The organism is Streptomyces sp. NPDC058534 (assembly GCF_042717365.1).
Taxonomy (GTDB): Bacteria; Actinomycetota; Actinomycetes; order Streptomycetales; family Streptomycetaceae; genus Streptomyces.
Genome location: NZ_JBHXNW010000104.1, coordinates 1 through 4,238, shown reverse-complemented (window position 1 = coordinate 4,238; position 4,238 = coordinate 1). Strand labels below are relative to the sequence as shown.

The following is a 4,238-nucleotide window of genomic DNA, read 5'->3' as shown; positions in this document are numbered from 1 at the left end:
CGTCACACTTAATGCCCGCCGGCGAATGGTGGTGCACGCGGGCGGCGACCGCACCGTCACACCGGGGGTCCCCCTTGCGGCCGCCGTCGCGGGTCGCGGCCTGCTGATCGTCGCCGCGACCGCCGACAGCTGGGGCGTGAAGGAGAGAACGGGCCCTGGGAAGTGCGTCTGGGCCGCATTCGACCGCAACGAGAGCGGGGCCGCACCCACGCAGCCTCGCCATCCCGGACACCAGAGGGGCACCCCATGACTCCGCACCTCGTCTCGCCGAACACCGTCCTCGCCAACGCCCTCCACCACGCCGAGGACATCCTGGCCCCGCGCATCCTGGCTGCCCAGCCCGAGCGAATCGTGCTGGTCGTCGGCACCCAGATCAACGGCGCCCCGCACATCGGCACCTCTCTCGTACAGTCCCTGGCCTTCGCCATGGCGGCCCGTCTGCGCGACCGTTTCGGCCTCGTCACCGAGGTGCTCTTCAGCGCCCTCGACAACGCCCCGTACGAGCTGGCCACCGACCCGAACAGCGGCCATCGCTACCAGCGGGCCTACGCCCAAGCCCTCGGTGAGCAGGCCTTGCAGGACCTCGTCACCGCCCTCTACCAGCCCCTCTTTACCGCTCTGTCCAGGCGCCTGGGTATCCCTCACCGCATCGAGACTTACACCCAGCAGCAGGCCGGCGAGCACTACCGCCACACCTGGCTGCGCCTGCTTCGCCGCATCGACGCCGCCCGCTGGTGGCTCGCTCCCTCCACTGGCACCCCGCACCTCCGCGTCCCCTGCCCGCACCTCGGCTGCGGCTGGGCCGAGAAGCACGCCGAACGCACGCGGGTTCGCTTCACCGCTCCTGACTCGGCGGAGGTCTTCGCCGTCTGCCTGCACCACGGCCCGTACGAGGCCACCATCACCCCCACCGGCGGCGGCTACCTCGACCTGGCCACCCTCTACCGCAACCTGATCAAGGAACTCGCCCTGACCAGCCCCCAGGGCACCCTGCACGTCATGGTCAAGGGCGGCGACTGGGTCTTCGGCTCCCACCTCGTCGACGAGGCCCTCCAGGCCGTGGGCCTCACCCGCACCCAGCTCCCGGCCCGCCTGTTCTGCCCCCAGGTCGTCACCGACACCGGCGCCAAGCTGTCGAAATCCCTCATACGAGAAGGCCGCGCCCCCTTGCCCGAGGGCGCCGCCCCTTGGATGCTCGACACCCGGCAATGGCCCGGCACCGTCACCGACTACGCCGACCAACTGCTCGCCATGGCCGAGACACTGCTCTCCGATCCCCGCCACTTCTTCCGCTCGTACTCGGCCGCAGAAATCGGCCGTCTGATCACTTCACCGTCCCCCAGGAGCGTTCCCTCCCGATGACCGACCGCACCGCCCGCCTCCGCGAGCTCAACCTCTACCGCCAGTACTTCGAGCTCGTTGCCGCAGGTACCAAGACCATCGAGGTGCGGGTCAAGTACCCGCACCTCGCCGACCTCGCCCCGGGCGACACCATCCGCTTCCGTATCAAGGGCACCGACGAGACCTGCGATGTGAACGTCCTCCGCGTCACCGAGTACCCCGACTTCGAAGCCCTTTTTGACGGAGAAGGCCCACCCAATGTCAATCCGACGGCCACCCGCGACCAGCAACTCGCCAATATCCGCACGATCTACGGCCCCGAGAAGGAAGCCCTCGGCGCCCTGGCCATCGCAATGAAGCTCACTCGCTGAATCGCACATGCGCGAAGGACCATCGTCAGTGGCGGAGGGCACGCTGCCGCTATGAGAGCTTCCTCGTCCACCGCACCCGACACTTCCCACACCCCTCGTCCGGGTCGAATCAATGGGTGGTCCCTTGGACGTCGTCCCCATCTCCGCGCTGACCGCATGACAAGGTTGCACAGGGGCCGGGATGGTTCTGTCCGACGGATGACTACGACAGGGCGTGTGCTGTGAACGATCTGGCCAGCGCAATCACCGTCGTGAGGGAAGAACGCAGGCCTTGGTGCCGGGGGACGAACCAGCCACCAAGAATCCGTCCTCACTGATCCTTCCCTCCGGTGGGAGGAAGGCGAAAGGTAGACCACAGGGGCCCCCTGCCAATGGACTCCGCCGAAGCCGGCAGTGATCCGAACGAGGAATATCCGGGTGGTGGACTACCGCGCGGGCGAAGGTTTCCCTGCCCGCCGGTCGCTGGAGGGTCCGCGCCATCCACGCCAAGGCCGATGAGGAGAACTGGGTCGGCCTGGTCCAGCTCCGGGACCTGGGACAAGGTGCTGGCACACTTGACTGCTCGCGCCCACGCGCACGACGAGATCGACTGGACGGTCTCGGTGGACTCGACCGTCAACCGTCCTCACCAGCACGCGACGAGCACAAGCCGTCTTCGTCCTTCACCACGCGTCAGCGTGAGGTTGGAACAGACTCAGTCAACGGTGATGGCTCTGCTGCCCACTTTCTGATGCCTGCTTCGGCGAAGCCGATCACATCAGGAGGCCACGTGTCTTGATCAACAGCTTCGGATGCTGGATGAGCCTTCGAGTTCTCCGAGCCACGGCAGGCAAGGTACGTGCCTGCGCAGGGTTCGATCTGCAGGTACGAAACCGCGGGCGAGGTCAAAGGGGGGAGCGCTATTCAGGCGGTGGCAGTCTCCGGCGAGAACTTCGGCAAAAGCCAACAACTTGCGTCGGGCTGGGTTCTCAAGCAGGTCGGCCGCGGCCTTGGTGCCATTGCTGATCAGCATCGCAGTGCTGATCAGTTCGCTTTTGGCGGCTGGATCGCCGTGGGCAAGAGCACGCGACAAGCGGTCGCGCTCTCCAACTACATGGGCTGCAGCCAGGGAGAGAATCGATGAGGCTGCGATTTCGGCCGGCTCTCCTGCATTGGTCATGGCGTTTGCCAACAAGGGGAGCTCGGCGAATGGGAGCGGATCGACGGTCTCCCACAGGGGTTCCGCGACTCGGAGCCCGACGCATGTTCCCGTGCTGTCCACGCACAGTGGCGGCTGGGCGGATGAGAGTGGTCGCAACTCCCAACGCTCGACACCAGGGTCCGCTATGGAGCCTCTTAGAATCGCGCGGAATGCCTCTCTCAGGGTGTTGATGGAGAGATCGGGAACGTCCAAGCGCACGAGACTGCCCTGGCGTCGAATGTCCAGCACCGAGAATCTGGCCTCCCCAACGGCTTGAAGTATGGCGAGGTCTCGGCTGACGTAGGTCGACTCTCCCGCGCCCCAGTTGATCAAGGATGCGTTTTGCGTGTAGGCTACGGCGACTCCGTGCTCGAATCCGTGGCAGATGGTGCGGGCTCGGATTACAGCGTTGAGTACCGCCTGCAGATCAGTCGGCTGGCCACCTAGAAGGAGTGTGCCGTCGACGGGGTCCCAGCGGAAATCTTCGTGTGCGTTCGCGTTGCGCCAATCAGAGCGGATCGTGGAAGCGAGCAATTTGCAGAGCGGCTGTTCCCCCTCAGCCACCAGCAGGCCTCGTATCGACGCGAGAGAGGCCCCTTGTGGGATCGTCCTGCCCAGCAGTTCCAAGACCACAGTGGCAGTGCGCTTGACATCGCCTTCCAGCGCAGCCCGATGTAAGTCCAGGGCCGCACGCGCCTTCTCTTCCTGGTGCTCCGCCCGGTTGTAGGCATCGCGGTAGGCGATCTGTCCGCGGTGGGAGGACAGCAACTCCCGCTCACGATTGACGTGCCGTGCCATCACCGAACACGTAAGTTCTGGTTCTGACTTCAGATGTGACGCCACCAGATCACGCGACAGGAGAGTGGCGCGGTGCGCCTCCAAAGGGCGGTCGGACAGCGCGAGGACTGCTAGGTGATTGAGCAGTTTCACCGTCAGCGGTAGCGAGTCGTCGATCAAATGCCTCATGCTCCGGCGTAGCCGACGATCGAGTTTCTTCGGATTCTTCGCCCAAGCAGTCAGTAAACGAGCCCGTACCGCTACGCCCGAGCCGTGACTTATTTCCTCGGCCGGAAGTCCAAGCGTTCGTTGGTAGGTGTCTTCGTCAGGAAGGTTGGCCTGATGATGATTCCTGGTCGCAGTCTCCAGAGCCCGTGCAATTGCTTGTGCCGCGTGAGCATGCCTTTGTACCGGAGCCCAGGCGGACTCTAGCCACCCCTGTTTAAGGCAGGCTGTCGGCGTCGGCTGAATCGTGGTTCTGGATCACTTTCCGTGCTCAGGCCACGGAGGGTCACCACAACCGCGATCATGAACGGTCTCGCGCCGCGAGGAGGACCCGCTTGCGGAGC

The 4,238-nt window shown here is 65.1% G+C and carries 3 protein-coding genes and 1 pseudogene; 3 read left to right on the top strand and 1 reads right to left on the bottom strand.

Translation table 11 applies throughout. From position 1 onward, the window contains the following. Positions 1–246 precede the first annotated feature (246 nt). The 3 genes and pseudogenes from ACFWR9_RS38660 to ACFWR9_RS38650 all read left to right on the top strand — a co-directional run. The gene (locus ACFWR9_RS38660) at positions 247–1,362 is read left to right on the top strand and encodes a hypothetical protein (protein WP_383851196.1); all 1,116 of its coding nucleotides are present in this window, start codon (positions 247–249) and stop codon (positions 1,360–1,362) included. Continuing rightward, the gene (locus tag ACFWR9_RS38655) at positions 1,359–1,712 is read left to right on the top strand and encodes an ASCH domain-containing protein (RefSeq protein WP_383851193.1); all 354 of its coding nucleotides are present in this window, start codon (positions 1,359–1,361) and stop codon (positions 1,710–1,712) included. The genes ACFWR9_RS38660 and ACFWR9_RS38655 overlap by 4 nt, the downstream gene beginning before the upstream one ends. Before the next feature lie 515 nt (positions 1,713–2,227). Next, positions 2,228–2,383, top strand: a pseudogene (locus tag ACFWR9_RS38650) (IS5/IS1182 family transposase); the annotation flags it as partial. 107 nt (positions 2,384–2,490) lie between these two features. On the opposite strand, the gene ACFWR9_RS38645 reads toward ACFWR9_RS38650, so the two are convergent. Beyond that, a complete protein-coding gene (locus ACFWR9_RS38645; protein ID WP_383851190.1) occupies positions 2,491–3,849 on the bottom strand; it encodes a hypothetical protein in 1,359 nt (452 codons plus the stop codon). Positions 3,850–4,238 lie beyond the last annotated feature (389 nt).

Coding starts and splice junctions, on each gene's coding strand:
- ACFWR9_RS38655 (WP_383851193.1), top strand. CDS start 1,359: ATGACCGACCGCACCGCCCGCCTCCGCGAGCTCAACCTCTACCGCCAG.
- ACFWR9_RS38660 (WP_383851196.1), top strand. CDS start 247: ATGACTCCGCACCTCGTCTCGCCGAACACCGTCCTCGCCAACGCCCTC.